Source organism: Rhizobium bangladeshense, from assembly GCF_017357245.1.
Lineage (GTDB): Bacteria > Pseudomonadota > Alphaproteobacteria > Rhizobiales > Rhizobiaceae > Rhizobium > Rhizobium bangladeshense.
Genome location: NZ_CP071616.1, coordinates 135,484 through 156,210, shown reverse-complemented (window position 1 = coordinate 156,210; position 20,727 = coordinate 135,484). Strand labels below are relative to the sequence as shown.

Here is a 20,727-nt window from a genome sequence, read left to right as displayed (position 1 = left end):
TCAGGCTCCAATGACGCTGTCGAGTTCACGATAGTCCGGCAGGCTGCGGTCAATTACCTTGCCGCGGCGAAGCACGACGCGGTCGGACTGCGGACGGGAAAGAAATTCGCTCCAGCGCCTGGCGCTGAAGAGCACGAGATCGGCCGATGCGCCGACGGCGATGCGCCCCACATCCGGCCGGCCGAGAATATCGGCGGGTGAGGTGGTGACGACGCGGGCGGCGGTATCCAGCGGATGGTCGAGATGCAGGATGCGGACTGCCTCACGAAACACCTCCACCGGGTCGAGATCGCCATAGGCGTAGAAGGGATCGCGGGTATTGTCGGAGGCGACCGCTGTCGCGACGCCGGCCGCGGCCAGTTCCTTGAACAGGGTGACGCCGCGCCAGCGCGGTGTCCGGCCGCAATAGCGGTCCTGCAGATACATGTTGCACATCGGCAGCGAGACGATGGCGATACCGGCCTCTGCGACGAGATCGACCGTGCGTTTTGTCGTCTCCTCATCCTGGCGGGCGAGTGAGCAGCAATGGCCGGCCGTCACCTTGCCGTCGAAGCGGTTGCGGAGCACCGCTTGCGTGATCGCCTTTAGGGTTTCGGCAGCCGGATCGTCCGTCTCATCGACATGAAGATCGACATCGAGGCCCGTATCGGCCGCGGTTCTGAACAGCATGTCGAGCTGGCTGTCGAGAGCGGCGCTCATCCGGGTGACGCCGCCGATCAGCCCGCCCGTTTCGCGGACCACCGCGACGAGATCGGCGAAATAGGCCGCGTCCGCCATGTTTTCCATCGGAAACAGCGCCACGGCCTGCAATGCGATCCTGTCCTTCCAGGCCTCGCGCATTTCGGCGAAGACCTCGAAGGAAATGCGGTGCTGCGGCGCAAGGGAATCGAGATGGGTTCGAATGAGGCTGGTGCCGTGTGCGTAGGCGGAACGCAGGGAAAACTCCATGCGCTTCTTCACGTCGGCGGCCGACCAGTGCGCCTCGCGATCGGCGCGCACGGCTTCCAAAGCTCCCGGGAATGTGCCGTCCGGATTGGCGTTGCGCGGCCAGATGTGGCCCTTGTCGAGATGCGTGTGCATATCGGCGAAGCAGGGCCAGACCATGCCCTCCTTCAGGTCGGATTTCGCCAGCTCCACGGGCGCTTCCCCGGGTGGCAATACACCGGCAATGATGCCGTCGGCGATGACGATATCGGCCCGGACGAGCCCCTCGACAACAAGCCCCTGATAACCGGTGACGGCGGCGGCAGGCAGCGTCGCATTACTCAGCACGAAGCGGCCGGCATTGGGCGGCGATATAAAGGAATAGGTCATCAGTTTTCCCGTTTCAGGCTGCTCTCGTGCCAGCGGTGCAGGGCAAGCCAGGAAATGAAGGAGGTGACGGCGAAGATCGCCACGCCGAGCAGAGAGAGCATCAGCAGCGCCGCGAAAAGGCGCGGAATATTGAGCCGGTACTGCGCTTCGAGAAGCCGGAAAGCGAGACCGGATCCGGCACCCGCCGAACCTGCGGCAAATTCCGCGACGACGGCGGCAATGAGCGCGAGGCCGCCGCCGATCCTGAGGCCAGTCATGAAATAGGGCTGGGCAGCCGGCAGCTTGAGAAAGAGCAGCGTCTGCCAGCGTGAGGCGCCGTAGAGCTCGAACAGGTTGATGAGGTTGTGGTCGACGCTTTTCAGCCCCTGGACCATATTCGAAAGGATCGGGAAGAAGGCGACGAGGAAAGCGCATATCAGCAGCGCCACCTGCGTCGACGGCGCGTAGATAAGGATCAGCGGCGAGATTGCGACGATGGGTGTGACCTGGAGGATGACCGCGAGCGGATAGAAGGCGAGTTCGATCCAGCGCGATTGCACGAGGAAGATCGCAAAACCCACGCCGCCGACGAGCGCCAGCATCAGCGACATCAGCGTGATCTTGGTTGTGACCCAGAGGGCAGGGGCAAGCGTACCCCAGTCGGTGACGAAAGCACTGGCGACGGCGGCCGGGCCCGGCAGAATATAGGGCGGCACGCCGGACAGTCTGACATAGGCATACCAGATCAGGATCAGCGCCGTGATAACAAGCAAAGGGATCAGGACGCGCAGCGCCAGATCGCGGCTCCTGACGCTTGCAGCGGTTTTGACAAGCAGCGGTGCGGCGGCCGTTTCGTCAATCATCGATGATCCCCCGCGGCGTTGATCGCGCCGATGAGCGAATGCGAGACCGTCTCGCAGGCTTTGCGATACTCTTCCGAAGTGCGGTAATGGGCGTCGCGTTCCAGGCTGGCTGTCAGCGGCAGATCGGCATGCACGCGTCCGGGCCTTGCCTTCATCACAACGATGCGGTTCGAGAGATAGGCGGATTCGAAGACCGAATGGGTGACGAAGATGACGGTAATGCCGGTCACCTTCCAAAGCCGGAGCACGTCGTCATTCAGCTTCTGGCGGGTGATCTCGTCGAGAGCCGCGAAGGGCTCGTCCATCAGCAGCAGCTTCGGCTTCGTCACCAGCGCGCGAGCGATCGACACACGCATCTTCATGCCGCCGGAAAGCTCGCGCGGGTAGGCGCTGGCGAAATCCTCGAGGCCAACGGTGGTCAGCGCTTCCATGATCTGATCATGCGCCGCCTTCTTGGAAATATGTCGAAGCCTCAGCGGCAGGTGAACATTGTCGAACACGTTCTTCCAGGGCATCAGCGTCGGCTCCTGAAAAACGAAGCCGATATCCCCCTCCGGAAGGCCCTTGGAATTGATGCGCGAACTCGGCCAGTCGATCGCGCCCGACGTGACGTCGCCTAGGCCGGCAATGATCCGCAGCGCCGTCGACTTGCCGCATCCGGAAGGGCCGAGCAGGCTGATGAACTCACCGCCTTCCACGGTAAGCGACATGTTCGAAAGGGCCACGGTTCCGCTGGAGAAGGCTTTCGAGACCGATTGCATGACGACCAGCGGCCGCTTGCGCGTCTCTTTCGGGGATAGTGCCTGAGCTTCTGCTGGGGGCATTGGCTGTCTCGTTCATGCAGGGGAATGTGATCCGCCGTGTTCGCAGCGGATCGCAGATGGCGTGTGCGGCTTACTTCTTCATCGCCATTCCAATGCCCTTGCAGACGAATTTGGTCGTGAAGGCCTTGGTATAATCCGTCTCCGGCTTGAACACCTTGATATCAACCATTTCGTCGAAGAACGCCTTGTAATGCGCCTCGGTCAGGCAGCCGATGCCCTTGTCGAGACTGTCGCCGGATTCGATGATGCCGTATTCCTTCATCTTGGCGATGGAATAGGCGATCTGGCCATCCGTCATTTCAGGATTGTCCTTCTTGATCAGCTCGTTGGCCTTGGTGTTATCGCCGTAGAGATAGTGGTACCAGCCCTCGATCGAGGCGTCGACGAAGCGCTGGACGAGATCGGGCTTGGCGTCGATCATTGCCTGGGTCGTGGTGATCATCGTCGAATAGGGAGAGTAGCCGTTGTCGGCGAGCAGGAAGACTTTCGGCTCGAAGCCGGCCTGCTTCTGGATCTCATAAGGTTCGGAGGTGAGATAACCTTGCTGTGCGGAATCCTTGTCGGCAAGGAAGGGCGCAGGGCTGAAATTATAGGGCTTGTACTGCTCGTCCCTGAAACCTTTGAAATTCGCCTTCATCCATTCGAAATAGGTAAGATAGCCGTCCTTGCTGAGAAACAGCGTCTTGAGTTTAGCGAGATCTTCGAATTTCTCGATGCCTGCATCGGGATGTGCGATTAGCACCTGCGGATCCTTCTGGAAGATTGCGGCGACATCGACGAGCGGTATGCCCTGCTCGACGGCCGAAATCTCGCCCTGCGGTCCGCCCATGTAAAAATCGATCTTACCGGAGATCAGCAGTGCGCTGTTTGCCGCATTGGGGCCTCCCTGGACGATTGTCACATCGAGGCCGTATTTCGCATAGGTGCCATCGGCAACCGCCTGATAGAACCCGCCATGTTCGGCCTGCGCCAGCCAGTTGGTGCCATAGCTGACCTTATCGGCTGCATGCGCGCCAGCCATGCAGGCTAACATTCCGCCAAGACCTATAAGTGCGGAAGAGACGCTGTGCTTCAATATATTGGACATGATCGACGTTCCCCTTCTGAATTCGCAACGTCTGAGGCGACGTCCGATTTTCTTCATAGGAGCGATTGCTTTGCTCTTTGAAAAGCATCAAAATTCGTGCGCAATGATGCCTTTTCGGCATCTCACCGAAAGCCTGTGCCTAATTTACGCTCCGCGCTTGATTTTTGTGCAACGAGGTCCTGATGCTGCACTCCAGAAAGCTGCTCTATATCAACGAGATCGCCCGATCGGGCTCGATCCGAAAGGCGGCGGCACGGCTAAATGTGGCGTCTTCGGCGATCAACCGGCAGATTCTCGCGCTGGAGGAGGAAATGGGCGCGCCGCTGTTCGAGCGCCTGCCGCGCGGGCTGCGCCTGACTGCCGCCGGCGAGCTTTGCATCGAACATATTCGCGACGTCTTGAAGAATTACGAACGGCTGGAGGGGCGCATCCGCAGCCTGAAGATGCAGCAGGCGGGCAAGGTCAGGCTGGTGACGACGGTTGGCCTTGCGGCAGGGCCGCTGCCGGAAATCATCGCGCGGTTCCAGTCGGAACATCCGCGCGTCTTCATGCAATTGCGCAATGACGCCGGCACGATGACGGTCAATCCGGTGCTGTCAGGCGAGGTGGATATCGGCCTCGGCTTCAACATTCCGGCAACGCCCGGCATCCGCACCCTCGGCAATTTCGACATTCCTATAGGCGTTGTTCTGCCGCCCGGTCACCACCTGATCGGCTCCGGGCCGATCAACCTGGCGGATATCGTCCAGGAGCGGCTTGTGCTGGCACAGCAAGGGACGAGCCTGCGTGACGTGATCAATCTGGCCCTGGCGCGCCTGGACGTGCATGTCGAACCGGTGCTCGAAACCAATGCCTCGGAGATGCTGAAGAAGCTGGTCAAGTCGGGGGCGGGGCTGACGATCCTGAACCCGCTCGATGTCATCACCGAATGCCGGCAGGGCGAATTGGTCTTCCGACCGATCGCGGAGCCGCATGCGCGCCGCCAGCCGATGAAGCTTTTTGCGCGCGCACGCGCGCCGCTTGATTCCGCCACTAGCCTATTCGTCGAATATCTGCTGGCGGAACTGGCCGGGCTGGTGCAGGAGCTGCAGGCCAAGGGTCATATCGCGGCAGATACGTCCGTCGCGATATAAGCCACGGTTCGGACAAGGCTTTACTTCGCGTAAAGATGGGAAAGCGGATAGCTCTTCAGGTCGTAAAGCAGTTCGACAAAACCCTTGACCTGATGGCGGCAAATGGCCTCGCCCTTTTCGGCTGTGCCCAGAGATGCGTCGCCGACGACGCCATGGGGATTGAGGTCATGGGCGATCCAGGCGAGCGAATGTGGCGGCAGCGGCTGCATGTATTTCGATTGCTCGCGCATCCATTCCGCCTTCGACGTGAAATTCTCAGCCTTGTCCATCCGTACGAGATCGGGCCGGAAGTAGAGCATGAGCGACGTTTCCACCTCGCCGCCATGGATGCCGTATTTCAATTCATGTTCGCTGATCATGCCTTGGGGATGGCCGAAGCGACCCCATTGCGTGGAGACGACCGCCATCGCGTAGCGCACGCGCAGCTCCCGCGCGACGATGCTCATGATATCGACATTGCCGCCATGCGAATTGACGATCACCATCTTGCGGATGCCGGCTTCGGCAACCTTGGCGCCGATCGCGGTCCAGACCTGAATGAGCAGTTCGGCGCCGAGCGACAGCGTTCCCGGTCCATAGATATGCTCGTTGGCCTTGCCGATCTCCTGTGTCGGAAGCACCAGACAATCGAGATCAGCTGGCTTCTGCTTCCGCAACTCGGCAAGCATGCCGTTGGCGATGGCGACATCGGTCGCGACAGGAAGATGGGGGCCATGCTGTTCAGTCGAGGCGATGGGAAGCACGGCGATCGTAGTGTCAGCGGGAAGCCCGGCAAAATCATAGCTGTTCAGTTCACTCCAGTAGAATGGCATTGCCATCGCCGCACCTCTCATTGCTTATCAAGCAGTGAGTAGGGAAAATTATTGCGCGCGAAAAGCATCAATTTACGCCCATACCGATGCCTTTTAGAGGCTGGTGAAGCCCTGTTGCTCTTCGGAGCCTTTGCCCATCGCGGACACAAATAAGGGCATGCCGCATCAAAGTGTGCGCGGGTTCCAGACACCGACGCACAGAAATAAAATGAACTGAAGGCGGGCAGATGCACTCCGTCCCTATCGCCTGCCCGTCCAGATCGCGCCGGTCCTGGCAATGAGACCCGCAAGAACCAGCTGCATCATCTTTGACAGGAGCTTTTGCATCCGGTCTCCCTTCAGGCCGCCGGGCTGACTGCCCTGATATAGTTGCGCCAGCCGCCGAACTGGGTGATCTCTCGTCCACCGGCCACCGCATGCCCCTCGCAGAGAAATCCCGTTACGCAAGTTCCATCATTGAGGGTGATCTTGCCCACACCAAGCGGAGCCGGAATGTTCTGGACGAAATGGGCGAATGCTGCCGGTGGCAGGGCCCAGACTTCAACTTCCACCCCATTGCCGGAAAAGTCCGGATCTCGCACCAGCCCCGGCTTGGGCGGGACCGTGCCATTGAGGGCAAAGAGCCGGTAGCTGCCATCCGTTCGGGCTGCTCGCAACCTGTATCCGCCCACCCGCGTCAGCTCATGGTTCAGCGGCATATCGGTCAGATGCGCGCCGACGACCACGATCGGAACGAAGTCATCGGCTGGAAGTATCACGCGGCTTGCCTCCGGCAGCGCGGCTTTGCGGTCCTTACCCATGCCGGTCTCTGCCGCCCGGTGCATGGCATCGGCGAAGGGCGCCATCGCATCGTCGGTGAAGGCAGGCCCCACCAACATCACACCTGCAGGCAGATGGCCGCTGGCGTCAAAGCCGGCGGGAATGGCAATCGCCGCGCAGTCGAGCAAGTTGGCAAAGTTGGTATAGCGGCCGAAATGGCTGTTTTTGACGATCGGGTCCGCCTGCATCTCTTCGACGGTGTAGGTTGTGGGGGAGGTCGGCAGCATCAGGAAGTCCACCTTCTCCCATTTGGACCGGGTTTTCTGCCGCAGCGCCTCCAGCCTGTACCGGCCTTCGAAGGCGTCGACGGCGTCATAAGCTCTGGCCCCTTCGATGATCGCCCGCACTGTCGGGTCGAAATCTTCGCTATTTGTTGCCAGGAACTCTTTGACCGCCGCCAGCCGTTCGGCGACCCAGGGGCCGTTGTAGAGCAGTTCAGCCGCCTGCCGGAACGGCGTGTAGTCGAAGGGAACGATGGTGGCGCCGAGCGCGCGCGCCCTTTCGATCGCGGCGTCATATAGGGCTTCGACTTGCCTGTTGCCGAAGAATTCCCGCTCTGCTCCCTCGAGCACACCGATCCGCAGGCCGGAGGCAGGCAGGTTGGCTGGAACCGCCTTGCGCGAGAACGGATCGGCGGCATCGTAACCCTCCATCACCTTGCGGATGGCAACGCCGTCGCCGACCGTTGGCGCGAAGACGGTGACGACATCGACGCTGCGGCAGGCAGGCACGACGCCGACATTCGGCACCAGCCCCGGAGTCGGTTTGATGCCGACGAGATTGTTGAAAGCCGCCGGCACGCGCCCGGACCCGGCCGTGTCCGTCCCGAGCGCGAAGCTCGCCAAGCCCGAGGCGACGGCAACCGCCGAGCCGGAGCTCGAGCCGCCCGACACATAGTTCTTGTCGAAGACCGAGCGCGGCGCCCCATAGGGCGAGCGCGTACCGTTGAGACCGGTCGCAAACTGGTCGAGATTAGTCTTGCCGATGACGATTGCGCCCGCGGCCCTAAGCCTCGCAACCACAGTTGCGTCCTTCTGCGGCTGGTAGGAAAAGGCAGGGCAGGCAGCTGTCGTCGGCAGGCCCGCCACGTCGATATTGTCCTTTACCGCGAAGGGAATGCCCCAAAGCGGCAGGCTGTTCGGCTCCGGTGCACGCTCCGTCAGAGCGCGCGCTTCGGCCCGCAATATCTCGTCAGGCGTCGGCGTGATGAAGACAGCGGGATCCGTCGAAGCGGCCCGGCGGGCAATGACGATCTCGATGATATCGAGCGGGCTTTTGCCTGCCTCATAGGCTGCGCGAAGGCTGGTTAAATCAAGAATGGTCGGCAGCATGGGTCAGCACTCCTCCAGAACAACAATGATATCGCCCGCTTTGACGTTTCGTCCGGGGCCGGCGCGCAGGTCGCGAACGCGGCCTGGCGCATGTGCGGTAACGTTGATTTCCATTTTCATGGATTCGATGATGGCAAGAGTGTCACCGGCCGCAACCGGTGCGCCCGGCTCGACCAGCAGTTTCCAGATATTGCCGGGCACGGCACTGGCAACCCCGAAACAGCCTTCGGGGATGTCCCCATCCGGGCCTTCGCTGGAGCCTTCGTCGGTGACAAAGCTGTCGAGGCCCGCCTCTTTCCAACGCTGGCGTTCGGCATCGAAAGCGGCCTGCTGGCGAGTCTTGAAGTTCCCGATCGAGGCGGCATTGGCCTGCAATTCCCGCTCATAGGCGGCGTATGAGAATTCCGCCTCCTCAATCCGGACGGGATAGCCCCCGTGCGGGAAGGCGCTGCGGGCTTCCGCCAGTTCCCTATGGTCGACCGGGAAGAAACGGATCTGATCGAAAAAGTCGAGCAGCCACGGCTTGCCCCTGGCAAAGACCGGCGTCTGCCGCCAAGTATTCCAGACCTGGATGGTGCGTCCGAAGAGTTGGTATCCGCCTGGACCCTCCATGCCATAGATGCACATGTAGGCTCCGCCAATGCCGACGGCATTTTCAGGCGTCCATGTGCGGGCCGGATTGTACTTCGTCGTCACCAGCCTGTGGCGCGGATCGACCGGTGTGGCCACCGGCGCGCCGAGATAGACGTCCCCAAGGCCAAGCACGAGATAGTTGGCATTGAAGACAACGTCGCGCACGGCCTGTTCATCCGCCAGGCCATTGATGCGGCGGATGAACTCGATGTTGTCAGGGCACCAGGGTGCGTTCGGCCGCACGAGTTCCTGATACTTGCGCATGGCAAGTTCCGCATCCGGATCGTTCCAGGAAAGCGGCAGATGCACCATGCGGCTCGGCACGGTGACATCCTGTGCCGCCGGCAGGCTTGCCTCGATCTCAGAGAGCAGACCGAGCAGGCGTTTGCGGGTCAGCGTCGTGCCGTCATAATGAATCTGCAGCGAGCGGATGCCGGGCGTGAGATCGATGATGCCGGGCAATCGGACCTGCGAGACGGCCTGCATCAAAAGATGCACCCTCAGCCGCAAGGCAATATCGAGCGTCATCGGCCCGTATTCGACTAGCAGGTTGTCATCGCCCTGGCGGCGATAGACGACGGAGACAGGCCCGTCGTCCCGTTTGCCGATGACAGGCGAGCCCGTCTCTTGCTTCGCCCGATGCACGACCGGGCCGGCGATCGGATCGTCCGGTCGCGCGACAGGATGGAAGCGGATGCGATCACCCGGCTTGAACTGGCCCATTTTCCATTGTTCGTCGCGCGCGATGACCGCCGGGCAGACGAAGCCGCCGAGGCTCGGCCCGTCCGGCCCAAGGATGATGGGCATGTCGCCGGTGAAATCGATCGCGCCGATCGCATAGGCATTGTCATGCAGGTTGGAGGGATGGAGGCCGGCCTCGCCGCCATCGCTGCGCGCCCATTTCGGCGCAGGGCCGATCAGGCGAACGCCGGTGCGGGCGCTGTTGAAATGCACTTCGTAGAGCGTCGAAAACAAAGTCTCGATATCACCGTCCTGAAAAAAATCAGGCGCCCCATGCGGACCATAGACAAGGCCGACATCCCATTCGCGCGTCAGTTCCGCTGGCTCCGTTGCCGGCATCGGCGGCTCGGCCGCGGCCTGGCGTGCGAGATGCAGAACGTGGCCGGTCTTCAGCGTGCCGGTGGCATTGCCGCCGAACTGGCCGAGCCCGAATGTGGCGCGCGAGCCAAGTACGACGGGGGCGGAAAAACCGCCTGTTACCGCGAGGTATGCGCGCTGCCCAGGTCCATCGATGCTGCCGATTGAGAGGATCTGACCGGCGCGGATGGTAATGGCCTCGCCATGCGGCAGTTTCTCGTCATCGACGCTCATTGTCATTCTGGCGCCGGCAAGGGCAATCACGATATCGGTATGGAATTTCAGCACCGGGCCGGACACTGTCAGCTCGAGTGCTGTGACCGCGTCGCCATTGCCGACGAGACGGTTGGCGTGGCGGAAGGAGCGCTCGTCCATTGGGCCGCTCGGCGGCACGCCGATATGCCAGAGGCCAAGCCGGCCTGGCAGTTCCTGAATGCTGGATTGGGCGCCCGGCGCGATGACTTCGATAACGTCAGGCACGAAGGAAAAGTCGCGCAACGCCGTCGTCGCGACCTTGCCGCTCGCCAGAAGCTCGGAGCTGGCGATGGCGCTGAGATAGTCGAGATTGGTCTCGATGCCCGATATCGACGTGCCGGCAAGGGCCGCCTTCAGCTTTTCAATCGCCGCCGGACGATCCTCAGCCGAAACGATCACCTTGGCGAGCATCGGGTCGTAGAAGGGCGTCACCTCAGTGCCGTTCTCAATCCAGCCGTCGATACGCGCGTAATCGGGAAAAACGACTTCGGTCAGCAGACCGGCGCTGGGTCGGAAATCGGCGTGCGGCATTTCGGCATACACCCGTACTTCGATTGCCGCTCCTTTCGGCTGCAGGGCTTCAGCGCCCGAGAGCACATCCTCACCCGCAGCTTGACGGATCATCCATTCGACGAGGTCGATGCCGAAAACAGCTTCGGTAACCGGATGTTCGACTTGCAGACGGGTGTTCACCTCGAGGAAATAGAATTCCTCGCGCAGCGGATCATAGATGAATTCCACGGTGCCGGCGGATTCGTAGGAGACCGCGGCACCAAGATCGACGGCCGCCTTGTGCAGGCGGGCGCGGGTCGCAGCGGAAAGTCCGGGGGCGGGGGTCTCCTCGACCACCTTCTGGTTTCGCCGTTGCAGCGAGCAGTCGCGCTCGCCGAGGGCGATCACCGCGCCCTTGCCATTGCCGAAGATCTGCACCTCGACATGCCGCGCCTCTGCCACGAAACGCTCGATATAGACGCGCGCATCGCCGAAGCTTGCTCGTGCGGTGCGCTGCACGCTTTCAAAGGATGCTTTCAGGCTTTCGGCGTCGGCGCAGAGCTGCATGCCAATGCCGCCGCCGCCGGCCGTGCTTTTCAGCATGACGGGGTAGCCGATAGATTCTGCCGCCACGAGCGCTTCATCGGCGCTTGATAGCAGACCCGTGCCGGGCAGGAGCGGCACGCCGCTCGCCTTGGCGAGTTCTCGCGCCGTATGTTTCAGCCCGAAAGCAGAAAGGTGCTCGGGCCGCGGGCCGATAAAGGCGATGCCTTCGGCGGCAAGGCGCTCGGCGAAATCGATATTTTCCGACAGGAAGCCGTAGCCGGGATGTACGGCCTCAGCGCCTGTCGCCTTGCAGGCCGCGATAACCGCATCGACGTTGAGATAGCTTTCGCTGGCCGGCGCCGGCCCAAGACGCACTGCCTCATCAGCCATCATCGCGGGCTTGGCGAAACGATCGGCATCGGAATAGACGGCGACAGAGGCGATGCCCATCCGTCGCAGCGTCTTGATGACCCGGATGGCGATTTCGCCGCGGTTGGCGATCAGGACCTTCTTGAACATGCTCAGTCCTCGCCATCCCAGATCAGCACCCGGACCGGCGTCGGATCGAAGCCGTTGCAGGGATTGTTGATCTGAGGGCAGTTGGAAATGACGCAGAGCACGTCCATCTCGGCGACCAGTTCCACATAATCGCCAGGCGCAGAAATGCCGTCGACGATCGTCATCTCGCCATTCGGCTTGATCGGCACGTTCATGAAGAAATTGATGTTCGGCACGATGTCGCGCTTGCCCATGCCGTGTTTCGAAACTTCGAGCACGAAATTGTCGCGGCAAGCATGAAGGTACTTCGTGCCGTGGCCAAAACGCACCGTATTGCTCTCGCAGGAGCAGGCGCCGGCGGACGTATCATGGCGGCCGCAGCTGTCGGCCGTCATGGTCAACATGACATTGCCTTCATTCGACATGATCTTGGTGTCGATGCCGATATAGGCGGCGCCCTGCATGCGCATCGTATCCTGATTGGAATAGCGCTCCGAGAAATCATCGGCGCGGTAGAAGAGCGTGTCGATCGCCTGCTGGCCGTAACTGTCCTCGATGCGGATCGTCTGACCCTTGCGCACGATTCCGGACCATGGGGCTTCGGCCGCGATGAAATGCTCCTGCGTTGCATTCTGCAGGCTGCGGGCAGGTGAGGTCTGGATGAAATCGGACATCGTTCTCTCCTCAGGCCTGCATCAGGGCGTTGTTCTCGAAACCGCGCGCAGCTTCGGCCGTTGCCGTGCGGCAAAGATCATCGGCAAGCGGAAGCGCCGCCTTATAGCGCGTGATGACAACAGGCTTCGGCTGGTATGTCGGATCCGGATCGAGCGGATGCGGACAAGTGGAAAAGCCGACCAGCATGTCCATCTCGGCGCGCAGATCGACGTAATCGCCGCTGTTGGAGCGCTTGCCCAGCCAGCCGAAGCTTCCGCCCTCGGACAGGCGGACGGGCGCGAAGAGATTGAGGATGCCGGGGATATCGCGCCTGTCGAGGCCGAGCTTGACGGCGACGAGGATCAGGTTGTCGCGGGTATTGCGTGTTTTTTCGCCGGGATATTTCGCTGCGTTCGAGGCCGCCGTCGAGCCGCCCATCAGGCAATCATGGGCGCCGGAACTGTCCTCGATCATCGAGAACATGACGCGGCCCATGTCGGAAAAGATTACCCGCCCCTTGCCGAGCGCCGTCGTCCACTGGACCTTGGCGGTATCGACGAGATTGATCCGCTCGCTCGTATCCTCGGCATTCCATGCGGCAAGCGCCACTGTGGAATTTCCTTCGCCCTGGTCGATGCGGATTGCTTCGCCGCGCAGAAGCCTCGTCGACCAGTACCAGCCGCCCGGAACGATCTCCTGGTGGATGATCGCGGCGGCATCGATGGCCGGCGCCGGCAGCCGGCTTGGGCCGGGCAGGGCCTTGGGCGCGAATTCCAGACCCTTTTTCTGGTGTTCCTCGTAACGCGCGCGATTGGCGGCGATTTCTTGGGGCGATCGTCTCACATGCATCATAGCATCTCTCCTGATGATGCCAGGTCGTCCCGGCTGCGCCCCGGGGAAGCGACCGGGCCGTCCCGGTCGGGGCTGAAAATCGATAGCTGGCCGGCAAGGCGCGGCGGCCAGATGGAAATATCCTTGGTGATGGTGGCGCCGTAACGCTCCTTCTCCTCCGGCCGATCACGGCGGCGTTCGAAGGCCACGACCCGGCTTGCGAGCGTGAAAGCTTCGCGCATGTCATGGGTAACCATGACGACGGTCATCTGCGTTTCATGCCAGAGCCGCTTCATCAGTGTGTGGATTTCGGCGCGAATGCCGGGGTCGAGCGCGCCGAAGGGCTCGTCCAGCAGCAGCACCTTCGGCTTCATGATGAGAGCCTGGGCGAGCGCAAGGCGCTGCTGCATGCCCCCGGAAAGCTGCGCGGGATATTTGCTCTCCGAACCGGCGAGCCCGACCTCGGAGATCAGTTCGCGTGCTTCCTCAATGGCGTTGCGGCGTGCCGCGCCGAAAAGCCTGGCCTTGTAACGCGCAGCGGAAAATTCCTTGCCGAGCAGCACATTGCCGAGCACCGTGAGGTGCGGAAAAACGGAATAGCGCTGGAAGACGACGCCGCGGTCCGGCCCCGGCTCCGCCGGCAGCGGCTCGCCGTCGAGCAGGATCTTGCCCTTCGTCGGTTGCTCCTGGCCGAGCAGCATGCGCAGGAAGGTGGTCTTGCCGCAGCCGGAAGGGCCAACGAGGGCGACGAAGGCGCGCGAGGCGACGGTCAGGGAGACGTTTTCGAGAACGATCTGGTCGCCATACTCCTTCCAGACCCTTTCGATCTTCAATTCGCTCATGCCTGCTTCTCCAGCTCCGACCACGGGAAGACGGCAATGCGCAGGCGATCGAGCAAGGTGTTCATGACCACCGCGAGCAGGGTGATCCAGACGACATAGGGAAAGATGATGTCCATCGAGAGATAGCGGCGGACGAGGAAGATGCGGTAGCCGAGGCCGGAGTCCGAGGAGATCGCCTCGGCCGCGATCAGGAACAGCCAAGCTGGGCCCAGCTGCAGCCTGAGGCAGGTGATCAGCCGCGGCAGGATCTGCGGCAGCACGACACGCAGGCCGATCTGCCAGGAGGAGCCGCCGAGCGTCTCGGCCTTGACGATCTGTTCCCGCGGCAATTCCAGCGCCTTCAACGCCAAATCGCGGATCATCGTCGGAGCAACGCCGATGACGATCAGGGCGATCTTGGAGGTTTCACCGAGCCCCATGACAATGAATAGGATCGGCAGCAGCGCCAGCGGCGGTACCATGGAAATGACGGCGATGAATGGGGCGAGCAGAGATCTGAGATAAGGCAGCATGCCGATTGCCGTGCCGATAACGAGCGCGATCGCCGTCGATATGCCGAGGCCGGAGAGCAGGCGGACCAGGCTCGCGCCCGTATCCGACCAGAGCAGAAACTCGCCGGTGCGCTGGTCGGCGACAAAGGCCAGACGGTTGATCGCATCGGCAAAGCCGGCAAGGCTCGGCAGAAGCTTGTCATTGGCGTTCTCTGCCAGTCGCGTGGCCGAGCCGAAGGCATAGGATAACGCGAGCAGCACGAAGGGCAGAAGCATCAAGGCGAACTGCGCGCCGCGGCTCGGCCTCGTATTGATCCAACGCATGGAAATGCTCCGCTGATGAAGGGGAGGGAGCGCGGGTGAACCGCGCGTCCAATACGATCAGAGCGAGCCGTCCGCGGCTGCCTTCATGTAGGAATCGGTGAAGCGCAGCTTCACATTGCCGGTATCGCCCAATATCTTGCCGTCGGGCATTTCGATCCCGATGACGTCGGCGGACGACGCGCCATTGCCGAGCAGTCCCTTCTCGAAGAGGAAGTTGCGCACAAGGTCCATGGTCTTCGGCAAGTTAGGTGAGGTTGTGAAGGCAACGGCGTCAGCGGGCTTGTCAAAGAGCTTGGTGGCAGCAAGCTGGGCTTCAAAGCCGGCGAGATCGGTGCCCGAAGCCGAGCCCATGGCCTCGCGGGCTGCCTTGCCTTCCGCGGTCTCGGCGCGCAGCAGTGCGGCGGTCTCATACCAGATGCCGGCGAGCGCCTTGCCGAAGTTCGGGTTGTCCTTCAGTACGCCGCTATTGGCGACCATCAGATCGATGATCTCACCCGGCACTTCAGAACTGTCGAAAACCTTCTTGGCAGTGGGATCCTCGAGGATGGTGGAGACCAGCGGGTTCCAGGTGACGACAGCGGTGACGTCAGGCGTCTTGTACGCCGCGACCATGTCGGCATCAGACGTGTTGACCACCTTCACATCGCGCTCCGCCAGCTTGATGCTCTCGAGCGCACGGGCGAGCAGATAGTGCGAGACGGAGAATTCGACGAGATTAACGTTCTGGCCCTTTATGTCGGCAAGACTCGCCTTGTCTTTCAGGATCACGGCGTCATTGCCGTTCGAAAAGTCGCCGATGATCACGGCGGTCGTATCGACGCCGCCCGCAGCCGGGATCGATAAGCCGTCCATATTGGTCAGCGTCACGGCGTCAAAGGCGCCGGCCGTGTACTGATTCATCGACTCCACGTAGTCGTTGAACTGCGTGACTTCGATCTTGATTCCATATTTGTCCGCCCATTTCTTGACGATGCCATGGTCGGCCGCATAGCCCCAGGGCATCCAACCGACATAGATAGACCAGGCGACCTTGAAATCCGTCTTCTGTTCCGCCTTTGCGGAACCGAGCCCCAGCATCAGTGATACCGCCAGGGCTGTGGTTGAAACGATCTTCGAAAAAGTCTGCATTGAAATTCCCCTTCTGCTTTTCTTCAAAAGGGATCGGGCAATGACCATCGTGCCACCAATCCCTTGGCTTACGAGGTCTCCCGGGCTTTTGTCCCGCCGTGCACCCGACGGATTTCTCCCCGCCGGTGGTGGCTCTCGGACCAGCCGCGCTTGTGTAATGCGCCGGAACCCTAGCCACCAACTCGGCAAATTACGTGCAAGAGGTGTGCCAGCTTACAAGCTGTTGATTTTTCTGACGTCGTTTCCGTGGCTATTTTGCAGTGTGTACACTTGGTAGCATTTGCTTAATATTTGAGCGACGAGAGCGAAGCGCGCCGCCTGTAGGTGGGTCACCCACAGCGCAAGCCGCATTATTATCCGGTGATGTCGATTCAGCCTACGGGGACGTGACCTATTCAAGGGTTTTACCTTCGAAGCCCAAACTCCCCGAGCGCGACGTTGATGGACAGGATCGCCAGAGACGACTGCGGCTGATGAAGCCGCCGATGATGAGCGCCGCTCTGCTAAGTTCAAGTTCCATAATGTCGATTACGCCAGATTCGCATGTAGCCGCAAAGTTGAAGTGTCCTGATTCTGCAAAGTTGGAATGTCAGTCTCCCCGCGTTTGATGGCCTGGGAGATTGCGGATGGGACTGATTGCGATGAGCGAGCGTGATGTGCAGCGGATCGAGGTTTTGTCGAAGGTGATCGCCGGCCGGATGACGATGGTGTCGGCGGCACATTTGCTTGATCTGAGCGAGCGCCAGGTGCGGCGGCTGCTGGATAGGATCAGAACAACCGGCGCGGCATCGATCCGGCACAAGGCGATCGGCCGGCCGTCGAACAACCGGATCAGCGATGGTGTTCGGGATTATGCGGTGACGCTGGTTCGTGAACGTTATGCGGATTTCGGCCCGACTCGGCGTGCCGTGTGGCAGCCCAAAGTGACATTCTACTTTGCGCAACGGCGGACACTTCAACCTGACCGCCACACCCCATGTAGCCGGGGTGGGTTCAACGATGAAGTGCGACTTGCGATAGATGCCAATAGGTTATCAGGCGACAGTTGGGCCAGTTAGAGATGCGACAGTCTCGCCTCTCGACGCGCTGGTCAATGCCAACGTTAGGAGCGAGAATCAGCCGCACGTCGTGACCACAATTTTGAGCAAACCGGCCCCAGAAGCGACTGGTCGCGCAGACTTCCATCGCGACGATGCACGGCGACTGTTCGCTCAAAAACTGCTGCAATCGAGCTCGAGAAAGAACCCGTTAAATAGCACCGCCCCGCCGCGATCCGTTGCACAGACTTGGAAGCTCCGTTTTGCAAGGTCGATCGCAAGGATACGTCTTGCTGTCATCTGCCTCTCCTTCGCGAGCGCCACCACGACGCTGAGCGGACATCATAAGCTGACGCAGGCCGAAGGGGGCATCCACCCCATCAGTTCAGGTGCCGGCCGAACATCAGCCCGGAGCCGAGCTTTATTTGTCTTCGCCTTCCGCCTGGATGCGATCCAGCACAGCTTCCGGAGCAATGTCTTTTTTGAGCTCTTCGACTTCATGATCTGCGGCGGTCGGGACTTCGAGCCTCTTTGCAATAGCTTCGACCATGGCGATCAGGCGTGTCGTTTCGTGCTCATTTAACAAGCTGACTTGAAGGTCGAGGTCGGCCCGGATGTCGTCCTGTGCAGCCATTCGGTTCTGGTTGATCAGGACAAACGTGGAGAGAAAGATCGCCTCGACCGACGCCTCCATCGCAAGGATCACTAGAGAGGGGTCCCAGGGTTGCACCTGTGGGATCCATCCCACATTTGCGATGATCCAGACGCCATAAAAAACGATATGAATGTAGACGAACAACATTGAACCCGCAAACTTGCTGACCGCAGCAGCAGCACGCTCCTGAGCAGATGCTGCGTTCTGGCTCTGCCGGCGGCGCCGCATGATGGCTTCGATGTTGCGGGCTAAGGCGGGTGTTAATCCTGCCGCGGCCGGCGTTGTTGGGCTTTTGCTTTCCGGATGGTCGTCGTTCATTGCGTAAGTCCTGGGATTGAAATTGGGTTAGCCAAGTGCGGAAGATCGACGGCTCCGGTCTTGCTGTGTAAGACGCTGATGAAGATTGGGTGCGGTGATTGCCTTACCACCGGAGCAAGGTTGTGGCGCAGAGGCCAATGCAGTCCCACATCACGATCCTTTTGCTTCCATCCATGTCTCTCAATGGACGAGCATCCGAAAGGTTCAAGGACGGTCTGGACCGAGCTGAACGCGACGTGCCCGTTACTCACGAAAGTGATTGTTTCGACGACTGGATTAGTGTCCATCCAGGTCTTGTTGGTGATGAAAATGTCATCGGAGGTGCCAAGATCGGTGATGAGATCGCCGACGCACACTTCAGACATTCCATAGAGCGGCGATGTCTCGATGACCCTTCCGCCATTTTCATCGAACCGGTGGACGCCCTCGCCGACATGCCCGCGTGGTTATTCTGGGCGGAGATCTTAGGTCTCGAATGTGCCGAGGCCGATAGCCGGGATCATCTCCCCGATTGAGAACGGGCCGCATCACAGCGAAACGGTCATGAGCAACACGCCCGACAGCCCCTATATCTCCATGCTCCTGGAGACCACACAACGTTTATCGTTCCAACTCGGATATTCGGGCTCGAAAGCGATGAGACAGTGAGCAATCTCGCGACGAGATTTCGGCCTGCGTACGGTTAGGGCGCTGATCCCCGCCAGGCCACGCCGATCAGGAATTCCCGTTTTCGCATGAGCCTCCCCTCTCTCCGGGCAGACACCATTTGAGAGTCGCCGCGTGGTGGCAAGGTGTGATCTGCTTCACCGGAAAATGCTGAGGAGCGGCGCGCGGAGGCATCTAAAATGCGTTCCTGATCGGAAACATGTCTTCGCCGTAGTGGTGAAGCCTTGTGTGATGCCGTCGGCATAACCACCGCACCCTCAAAGGCTCGTCGTATTGATCGTGATGGGCATCAACCGCTTCGACCCCGCACACCTCACACGTCTGCTTTTCCAACTCGCCTGTCTTCACTGCTCGCTGCACAGCAAGGTGAGCATCATATTTGCCCGGATTGGCACGACGCCAATTCGCTTGGCGGGTATCGGTTTTCAGCATCGTTGCAACCTGCTTTGTATAAGTCTGTGCTCTCGTCTGACAGGTATTTGTATCACAGCCTCACGTCTTACTGCTGGGCTCCATCATGAAAATTTCTGCTTTCGGACGCCATTGCAGTTTGGCATATCAACTCGACCGGCACGCTCTCAGTGACCGTTATGGTGCGCATGGCCATGAAGTCCAGGACAAAGCGGTTATGGGTGTTGAGGTTCACGGGGCTCCTGTCAGGAGGACAGAGCAATCATCGCACGATTCCTGCCAATTGTGAAAGCGGAGAGGAAAGGCAGTGGGTGGCGCCGATGCCACATCTGATGGACGGTAGTTTCGCAAGCTGCGACACGGCGCCCATCGTAACGGTTGATATCGCGCACAAGCCTGCTATGTTCCCTTTTTGTTTTCGGCGCGAGTTCAGATGCCGATTGATTGGCGAAGCCGCTATGAACGAAAAGAGTTCACCTCCCGTCCGAAAAATCGTGCATGTCGACATGGATGCCTTTTATGCGTCGGTCGAGCAGCGCGATAATCCGGGACTGCGCGGCAAACCGATCGCCGTCGGCGGATCGGCCGCCCGCGGCGTGGTGGCCGCAGCGAGCTACGAGGCGCGCGCCTATGGCGTCCATTCGGCGATGCCATCGGTGACCGCCAAGCGCAAATGCCCGGATCTGATCTTCGTGCCGCCACGCTTCGATGTCTATAAGGCGGTGTCGCAGCAGATTCGCGAAATCTTCGCCGAATACACGCTACTGATCGAGCCGCTCTCACTGGACGAGGCCTTTCTCGATGTCACCGAAAATCTCAAGGGCATGGAGATCGCCACCGAGATCGCGTCGGAAGTCCGCGCCAGGATCAAGCAAGCGACCGGCCTCAACGCGTCCGCGGGAATTTCCTACAACAAGTTCCTGGCAAAGATGGCAAGCGACTTGAACAAGCCAAACGGCCAGGCGGTCATCACCCCGAAGAACGGGCCGGCCTTCGTCGAGGCTCTCCCCGTCAAGAAATTCCACGGCGTCGGTCCGGCAACGGCCAAAAAGATGCACGGGCTCGGGATCGAGACCGGCGCCGACCTCAAGGAGAAGACGCAGGAGTTCCTCGTCGAACATTTTGGGAAATCGGGACCCTATTTCTACGGCATTGCCCGCGGCATCGACGAGCGCCAGGTCAAGCCGAACCGGGTGCGCAAATCTGTCGGCGCGGAGGATACCTTCTCACAGGATCTCCACGCCTATGAGCCGGCCCGCCAAGGGCTTCAGCCGCTGATCGAAAAAGTGTGGGGGTATTGCGAGGCCAATGAAATCGGCGCCAAGACGGTGACGCTGAAGGTCAAATATGCCGACTTCAACCAGATCACCCGCAGCAAGACGGTTCCGGCACCTCTGGCGGCGATCGCCGACCTCGAAGAGATAGTTGGCCTCCTGCTTTCACCGATCTTCCCGCCGCGAAAAGGTATCCGTCTGCTCGGCGTGACATTGTCGTCATTGGAGCGGCGCATCTCAGCAACGGAGCCGCAATTGAGGTTGGCGCTTTAGACGCCAGCATCGGCTGGAAAAAGCGCCCGCGTGGCGCTTGACCCCGAATGTCCCTGCCGGCAGCGGCCGGAGGATTTCCTCTTCGCAAGTTTATGTGGTCCGGGTAGCGCCGCAGAAGCTGTGGTCGAGCTGTTTAGTG

17 protein-coding genes, 1 pseudogene and 1 riboswitch are annotated in these 20,727 nt (G+C 60.6%); of the genes and pseudogenes, 4 read left to right on the top strand and 14 right to left on the bottom strand.

The features are described from left to right. From J2J98_RS28495 to J2J98_RS28480, 4 genes are all read right to left on the bottom strand, one after another. Positions 1-1,314 carry a cytosine deaminase gene (locus J2J98_RS28495; protein WP_207603999.1) on the bottom strand — a complete coding sequence of 438 codons (1,314 nt, stop codon included), beginning with the start codon at positions 1,312-1,314 and terminating at the stop codon, positions 1-3. After that, positions 1,314-2,156: an ABC transporter permease gene (locus tag J2J98_RS28490; RefSeq protein WP_207603998.1), complete on the bottom strand. Its 843-nt coding sequence runs from the start codon at positions 2,154-2,156 to the stop codon at positions 1,314-1,316. Before J2J98_RS28490 ends, J2J98_RS28495 begins: the two co-directional genes overlap by 1 nt. After that, on the bottom strand, positions 2,153-2,980 hold the full coding sequence (locus J2J98_RS28485) for an ABC transporter ATP-binding protein (protein WP_138397059.1): 828 nt from the start codon (positions 2,978-2,980) through the stop codon (positions 2,153-2,155). Before J2J98_RS28485 ends, J2J98_RS28490 begins: the two co-directional genes overlap by 4 nt. Positions 2,981-3,050: 70 nt before the next feature. Next, a complete protein-coding gene (locus J2J98_RS28480) occupies positions 3,051-4,067 on the bottom strand; it encodes an ABC transporter substrate-binding protein (RefSeq protein WP_207603997.1) in 1,017 nt (338 codons plus the stop codon). Between the two features lie 182 nt (positions 4,068-4,249). Between J2J98_RS28480 and J2J98_RS28475 the strand changes: the two genes are divergently transcribed. Further along, complete coding sequence (locus tag J2J98_RS28475; RefSeq protein ID WP_138397057.1) at positions 4,250-5,200, top strand: LysR family transcriptional regulator; 951 nt, start codon at positions 4,250-4,252, stop codon at positions 5,198-5,200. Between the two features lie 20 nt (positions 5,201-5,220). Here J2J98_RS28475 and J2J98_RS28470 read toward each other — a convergent pair whose 3' ends face one another. The 8 genes from J2J98_RS28470 to J2J98_RS28435 all read right to left on the bottom strand — a co-directional run bounded on the left by J2J98_RS28470 (position 5,221) and on the right by J2J98_RS28435 (position 15,954). Further along, complete coding sequence (locus J2J98_RS28470; protein ID WP_064713049.1) at positions 5,221-6,018, bottom strand: creatininase family protein; 798 nt, start codon at positions 6,016-6,018, stop codon at positions 5,221-5,223. A 332-nt stretch (positions 6,019-6,350) separates the two neighbouring features. Beyond that, positions 6,351-8,162 carry an allophanate hydrolase gene (gene atzF / locus J2J98_RS28465; RefSeq protein ID WP_207603996.1) on the bottom strand — a complete coding sequence of 604 codons (1,812 nt, stop codon included), beginning with the start codon at positions 8,160-8,162 and terminating at the stop codon, positions 6,351-6,353. 3 nt (positions 8,163-8,165) lie between these two features. Beyond that, entirely contained in the window at positions 8,166-11,705 is a 3,540-nt protein-coding gene (uca, locus tag J2J98_RS28460) for an urea carboxylase (protein ID WP_207603995.1), read from the bottom strand. Positions 11,706-11,707: 2 nt separating this feature from the next. Further along, positions 11,708-12,358: an urea amidolyase associated protein UAAP2 gene (locus J2J98_RS28455; RefSeq protein WP_207603994.1), complete on the bottom strand. Its 651-nt coding sequence runs from the start codon at positions 12,356-12,358 to the stop codon at positions 11,708-11,710. Between the two features lie 10 nt (positions 12,359-12,368). Beyond that, positions 12,369-13,190, bottom strand: a complete 822-nt coding sequence (locus J2J98_RS28450; protein WP_207603993.1) for an urea amidolyase associated protein UAAP1 — start codon at positions 13,188-13,190, stop codon at positions 12,369-12,371. Further along, positions 13,187-14,011 carry an ABC transporter ATP-binding protein gene (locus J2J98_RS28445; RefSeq protein WP_064709218.1) on the bottom strand — a complete coding sequence of 275 codons (825 nt, stop codon included), beginning with the start codon at positions 14,009-14,011 and terminating at the stop codon, positions 13,187-13,189. The genes J2J98_RS28450 and J2J98_RS28445 overlap by 4 nt, the downstream gene beginning before the upstream one ends. Then, complete coding sequence (locus J2J98_RS28440; protein WP_207604158.1) at positions 14,008-14,826, bottom strand: ABC transporter permease; 819 nt, start codon at positions 14,824-14,826, stop codon at positions 14,008-14,010. The genes J2J98_RS28445 and J2J98_RS28440 overlap by 4 nt, the downstream gene beginning before the upstream one ends. A 57-nt stretch (positions 14,827-14,883) precedes the next feature. Then, positions 14,884-15,954 carry a putative urea ABC transporter substrate-binding protein gene (locus J2J98_RS28435; RefSeq protein ID WP_207604157.1) on the bottom strand — a complete coding sequence of 357 codons (1,071 nt, stop codon included), beginning with the start codon at positions 15,952-15,954 and terminating at the stop codon, positions 14,884-14,886. Between the two features lie 75 nt (positions 15,955-16,029). Further along, positions 16,030-16,139, bottom strand: a riboswitch (guanidine-I (ykkC/yxkD leader). Positions 16,140-16,580: 441 nt separating this feature from the next. On the opposite strand from J2J98_RS28435, the pseudogene J2J98_RS28430 reads away from it, so the two are divergent. Beyond that, positions 16,581-16,862 (top strand): annotated as a pseudogene (locus tag J2J98_RS28430) (helix-turn-helix domain-containing protein); the annotation flags it as partial. Between the two features lie 550 nt (positions 16,863-17,412). Here the strand turns inward: J2J98_RS28430 and J2J98_RS28425 are convergent. Then, positions 17,413-17,964, bottom strand: coding sequence for a DUF1003 domain-containing protein (locus J2J98_RS28425; protein ID WP_064713042.1), 552 nt, complete (start codon positions 17,962-17,964; stop codon positions 17,413-17,415). A gap of 137 nt (positions 17,965-18,101) precedes the next feature. Between J2J98_RS28425 and J2J98_RS28420 the strand changes: the two genes are divergently transcribed. Beyond that, on the top strand, positions 18,102-18,479 hold the full coding sequence (locus J2J98_RS28420) for a hypothetical protein (protein WP_207604156.1): 378 nt from the start codon (positions 18,102-18,104) through the stop codon (positions 18,477-18,479). 325 nt (positions 18,480-18,804) lie between these two features. On the opposite strand, the gene J2J98_RS28415 is transcribed toward J2J98_RS28420, so the two are convergent. Further along, positions 18,805-19,062 carry a hypothetical protein gene (locus J2J98_RS28415; protein ID WP_082928146.1) on the bottom strand — a complete coding sequence of 86 codons (258 nt, stop codon included), beginning with the start codon at positions 19,060-19,062 and terminating at the stop codon, positions 18,805-18,807. Positions 19,063-19,499: 437 nt separating this feature from the next. Between J2J98_RS28415 and dinB the strand changes: the two genes are divergently transcribed. After that, positions 19,500-20,588 carry a DNA polymerase IV gene (gene dinB / locus J2J98_RS28410; RefSeq protein ID WP_138397005.1) on the top strand — a complete coding sequence of 363 codons (1,089 nt, stop codon included), beginning with the start codon at positions 19,500-19,502 and terminating at the stop codon, positions 20,586-20,588. Positions 20,589-20,727 lie beyond the last annotated feature (139 nt).

Coding starts and splice junctions, on each gene's coding strand:
- J2J98_RS28450 (WP_207603993.1), bottom strand. CDS start 13,190: ATGATGCATGTGAGACGATCGCCCCAAGAAATCGCCGCCAATCGCGCG.
- J2J98_RS28420 (WP_207604156.1), top strand. CDS start 18,102: ATGCAGTCCCACATCACGATCCTTTTGCTTCCATCCATGTCTCTCAAT.
- J2J98_RS28485 (WP_138397059.1), bottom strand. CDS start 2,980: ATGCCCCCAGCAGAAGCTCAGGCACTATCCCCGAAAGAGACGCGCAAG.
- J2J98_RS28445 (WP_064709218.1), bottom strand. CDS start 14,011: ATGAGCGAATTGAAGATCGAAAGGGTCTGGAAGGAGTATGGCGACCAG.
- J2J98_RS28415 (WP_082928146.1), bottom strand. CDS start 19,062: ATGCTGAAAACCGATACCCGCCAAGCGAATTGGCGTCGTGCCAATCCG.
- J2J98_RS28475 (WP_138397057.1), top strand. CDS start 4,250: ATGCTGCACTCCAGAAAGCTGCTCTATATCAACGAGATCGCCCGATCG.
- J2J98_RS28440 (WP_207604158.1), bottom strand. CDS start 14,826: ATGCGTTGGATCAATACGAGGCCGAGCCGCGGCGCGCAGTTCGCCTTG.
- J2J98_RS28490 (WP_207603998.1), bottom strand. CDS start 2,156: ATGATTGACGAAACGGCCGCCGCACCGCTGCTTGTCAAAACCGCTGCA.
- atzF (WP_207603996.1), bottom strand. CDS start 8,162: ATGCTGCCGACCATTCTTGATTTAACCAGCCTTCGCGCAGCCTATGAG.
- J2J98_RS28455 (WP_207603994.1), bottom strand. CDS start 12,358: ATGTCCGATTTCATCCAGACCTCACCTGCCCGCAGCCTGCAGAATGCA.
- J2J98_RS28495 (WP_207603999.1), bottom strand. CDS start 1,314: ATGACCTATTCCTTTATATCGCCGCCCAATGCCGGCCGCTTCGTGCTG.
- J2J98_RS28425 (WP_064713042.1), bottom strand. CDS start 17,964: ATGAACGACGACCATCCGGAAAGCAAAAGCCCAACAACGCCGGCCGCG.
- uca (WP_207603995.1), bottom strand. CDS start 11,705: ATGTTCAAGAAGGTCCTGATCGCCAACCGCGGCGAAATCGCCATCCGG.
- dinB (WP_138397005.1), top strand. CDS start 19,500: ATGAACGAAAAGAGTTCACCTCCCGTCCGAAAAATCGTGCATGTCGAC.
- J2J98_RS28470 (WP_064713049.1), bottom strand. CDS start 6,018: ATGGCAATGCCATTCTACTGGAGTGAACTGAACAGCTATGATTTTGCC.
- J2J98_RS28435 (WP_207604157.1), bottom strand. CDS start 15,954: ATGCAGACTTTTTCGAAGATCGTTTCAACCACAGCCCTGGCGGTATCA.
- J2J98_RS28480 (WP_207603997.1), bottom strand. CDS start 4,067: ATGTCCAATATATTGAAGCACAGCGTCTCTTCCGCACTTATAGGTCTT.